Origin of the sequence: Moorena sp. SIO2C4 (assembly GCF_010672485.1) — a bacterium.
Classification (GTDB): Bacteria; Cyanobacteriota; Cyanobacteriia; order Cyanobacteriales; family Coleofasciculaceae; genus Moorena; species Moorena producens.
In genome coordinates, this window is record NZ_JAAHGN010000729.1 from 1 (window position 1) to 3,900 (window position 3,900).

1 protein-coding gene and 2 pseudogenes are annotated in these 3,900 nt (G+C 40.9%); 1 reads left to right on the forward strand and 2 read right to left on the reverse strand.

The features are described from left to right. Positions 1-372: 372 nt before the first annotated feature. Positions 373-903 (reverse strand): annotated as a pseudogene (locus F6K20_RS27995) (DUF790 family protein); the annotation flags it as partial. Positions 904-987: 84 nt separating this feature from the next. Further along, entirely contained in the window at positions 988-3,048 is a 2,061-nt protein-coding gene (locus F6K20_RS28000; RefSeq protein ID WP_008184864.1) for an aldose epimerase family protein, read from the reverse strand. A 507-nt stretch (positions 3,049-3,555) separates the two neighbouring features. Between F6K20_RS28000 and F6K20_RS28005 the strand changes: the two are divergent. Further along, positions 3,556-3,864, forward strand: a pseudogene (locus F6K20_RS28005) (PmbA/TldA family metallopeptidase); the annotation flags it as partial. Positions 3,865-3,900: the final 36 nt, after the last annotated feature.

Genomic DNA, 3,900 nt, shown 5'->3' on the forward strand with positions numbered 1-3,900 from the left:
TTAATGTACCTTTTAGGTGCCGGTCGGCAAGCTGAAAAGCCTCTGCTAGAAGGATAAACCAATAAAAACCTTGAAAAAGTAAGCCCAATGATTTGAACGGAGGGTGTAGAGGCTTTTTGGCTCAGCTGTTAAGGGTTTTCTACTCTTAAGAATCCCTCACTATAATCTTGGCCAAAAGGCCACGCTACGCGAAAGATTTAGTGATGGGAGTGTCAATCCGGCTAATTGCTTCGAGTCAATGCCAATGCTCTGTACTCAGTGCCATCTTGTCCCGTCTTCCTCTACCCATGGTTCTCACCGCTCCCTGGCTCTATTACACTAATTTAACATGGTCACTCCACTACGCACTTAACAAGAATACATTTTCCCAAACTATTCCAAAAGCTCCAACACAGCTTTCGGTGAAAGTTTATCCTTAAACCAAACAACTTGAGCTGGCAAATTCTTCACCGTAACCCCAGCTTTCTCCAAATTTAACCGTTCCGAAATCGCCAGAATCAAATTGTCACATTCGGCCTTGCGCACCTGAGCGAATTTCTTCTTTAAATATTCTGGACGCCAGTAACCAATAATTTCTAATAGGAAATTTCGCCCATCAGGATGAACAATCCGAAAGTCGGGCACCATCACACTACCAGGAATCGGAATTAAATCCACTTCTCGCTCTAAGACCCACTCAGTTTTCTGAGATTCCCAACGCTTAGCAAAGGAAGCCTCTAACATACTGTCGTAGGGTTTACCAGGGGGATAGTGAGTCACCAAGCCACAGCGGTCATTAAGGCTAAAATGCCCCGTCTTGATCGTACCGCTGTAAGGGTCACGGCTTTGTAACGTCGCCTTGAGACTCCATTTAGTAACGTGTAGTAAGGCTGGAATCAGTTTTGCGATCGCTCTACCCATCCTACAAATTCAGTATTATTAATCTGAATTATGAATTCTATACTCCTACTAAGTATCTGATTAATCCAGGAGAATTGCTATAACTTTCTAGGGCATCCCTTTAATTTTAAGACGAATACGGTAAAGACTGTTTCTTGCTGTAATGTAAAGGGTTTGGTAGTCACTGTCACCCCAGGCTAAATTAGCGGGAGCTTCTGGCACTTCAATAATGCCCAGTAGGTTGCCACTGGGATCAAAAATCCAAACTCCCCCAGGTCCAGTGCTGTAAACATTTCCTTGGATGTCTACCTTCATACCATCTGCTGCCCCCTCTTTACTAGGAGGTTTCAGTTCGGCAAAAAGTTTTCCATTCTCTAACATCCCGTCTGGCTTGACATCAAAAACCCGAATATGACCTCTTTCTGAATCATTCACATATAATTTAGTTTCATCTGGGGAAAAGACAATACCATTAGGGCGAACAAAGTCATCAACTAGCAGGGTTAGTGTGCCATCTGGTGCTAGACGATAAACACCATAAAACCCTAATTCTTCTTGTTCGGATTTGATGCCATAGGGAGGATCAGTAAAATAGATGCTACCATCTGATTTGACTGCTAGATCGTTGGGACTATTCAGCCGCTTCCCTTGGTAGTGACTAGCTAGAGTTATGATTTTTCCATCTTTCTGTGTTAGGGATAGACGACGATTACTATGTTCGGCAGTAACTAAACGCCCTGAGCGGTCTAACGTATTACCATTAGCATTGCCAGAAGGTTGACGAAAAATCTCGGTTTTTTGATCTGGTTGCCATTTATAAATGGTATTAGCTGGGATGTCACTAAATAGCAGAAAGCCGTCGGGATGCCAAACAGGTCCTTCAGTAAACTTAAAACCTCCTGCTACTTTTTCAACTTGAGTATTGGGAGCAATAATTTCTCCTAGATTATTTTGTTTGGTGTAAAATTTATAAACCATTAGGTGTCGGTAAGTTTCACCTGGATGCAAGATAACCGAAGGAAAGTTAGGCTGATTGACTGAGTCAGGAAAATGTTGTGTCTCTAGGCACAAACCTTGATGATTTGTATAAACAACATCTCCTTTACCCACAGTTCTAAGCTTAGGAAGATTTCCCGAAAAAAACTGTATTCCTGGCTGATTACTGTGAAGCTCCATCACCCGACCAGATTTTGGTTCATATACAGTAGCTGCGAGTTTGATTTTTTCTGATTCTCCATTCAAGACATAATTGAGGTCGTAGCCTCCTGGATAGTTTTGCTTTAGGGTATTTCTAAGCTGATTAATTCCATCTCCAATCAACTGAGGCTGAGTAAAGTCGTAAGGTGTATCTTTAACTGATTTAATCTCTCCTGTAGGGATTCGCTGTTCGTTGGTAGGCGTATATCTATCGGCATTGATCGTTAAATATTGTCCTAGAATATTCCCAGAACCATGACCAGCCAAGTTCCAATAGGAATGATTCACCAAGTTGACAGGAGTAGGTTTGTTAGTGGTAGCAGTCATTTCCAGCTTTAACTGATTATCGTTAGTCAGAGTGTAAATGGCTGTAACTGTCAAATCACCTGGATATCCTTCTTCTCCATCAGGACTCAGATAAGTTAGTTTTAGTGCCTGTCCTTGGCTACTGTTAATCGGTTCAGCTTTCCAAACCACTTTGTCAAAACCCTTTTTACCACCATGTATGTGATGGGAACCGGCATTAGCAGCTAGCTCATACTTTTCACCATTGAGAGTAAACTGAGCATCTTTAATCCTATTAGCGACGCGACCAACAATTGCACCATAATATAGGTAGCGCTTAGCCGTAAAATAATCTTCTAGACTATCAAATCCCAGCACTACATCGTCTAGCTGACCGCTGTTATCAGGCAAGTGTAATTCAGTAAGAGTCGCACCATAGTTGGTTATCTTAGCTACTAAACCATTGGTATTGGTTAAAGTATAGAGATAAACTTTCTGATCATCTTTAGTCTGGCCAAATTCCATCTTGGTTACAGTTTTGTTTTCTTGGGTATGGTAGTTATTTGCTGTGGCGTAAGATTGCTCAGGGTTAAATCTCTTGTATAAATCTGATTTTACTAAAAGTACACTCATTCCCATTGCGGTAAAAATTGTGATTATTTTTGTTAACATTGAACCAGTAAGCATAGTTTTTTTTAAGTAATTGTAATCTGTATAAATTCTAATTTATATAATTTTTTTTAGGAAGATAATAGAGGGTAACTGGTTCCGCCTGCTGGGATGACAGGTCGCCATTGGTAACAAGTTAAATACGAATACCTTGTGGTCAACGCTAATGGGTAATGGATAATCGGGAGCCAATTAACTATTACCAGCTAACTAGATGTATAATTCCTGAAGCTATTTGAGATTAGCCGATAGTTTTGATATCAATAATCAAGGAAAACTCAGGCATTTGACCCAGGGGTGGGAGTACATGATTGATTGTGGACAACCAGAAAGACGCTGATTTATTATTGGTTCTTATTGCTTTTAGGATTAGGCTGAATGCTTACAACCAGCGACCTTGATTTTACTGACGTTTATTAAAATGAGGAGAGGGCTAGGTTAATCATAATCTAGCCAGTGCGATTATAGCAACTTTAATCCATATTAGGCATTGTTCTTAAACATTATTTACATACTTTACATACAATGATAAAAGCCTTAGCACCAATTACGACTACTGACTTGGCGAGAGACTTGGCGACACTAGGGATTGATTTAATTCGTAAAGCTGGTTGTGAGTATGGAGATATCCGTATTTGTACTTACCGTAATCAGAACTTAACTGCACGCGATCGCTCCCTTAGCCAACTCTGTGATAATGTTAGTTCTGGTTTTGGAGTAAGAGTGTTACTAAAGGGCGCTTGGGGCTTTGCGGCTAGTCCCTATAAAACTCCAGAGGAAGTGGAACGAATGGTGGCTTTAGCTGTGGAGATTGCTAAAGGTAGCCGCCTTTCTTAGCAAACACAGGTAAGATTAGCCCCAGTAAAAGCG

Coding starts and splice junctions, on each gene's coding strand:
- F6K20_RS28000 (WP_008184864.1), bottom strand. CDS start 3,048: ATGCTTACTGGTTCAATGTTAACAAAAATAATCACAATTTTTACCGCA.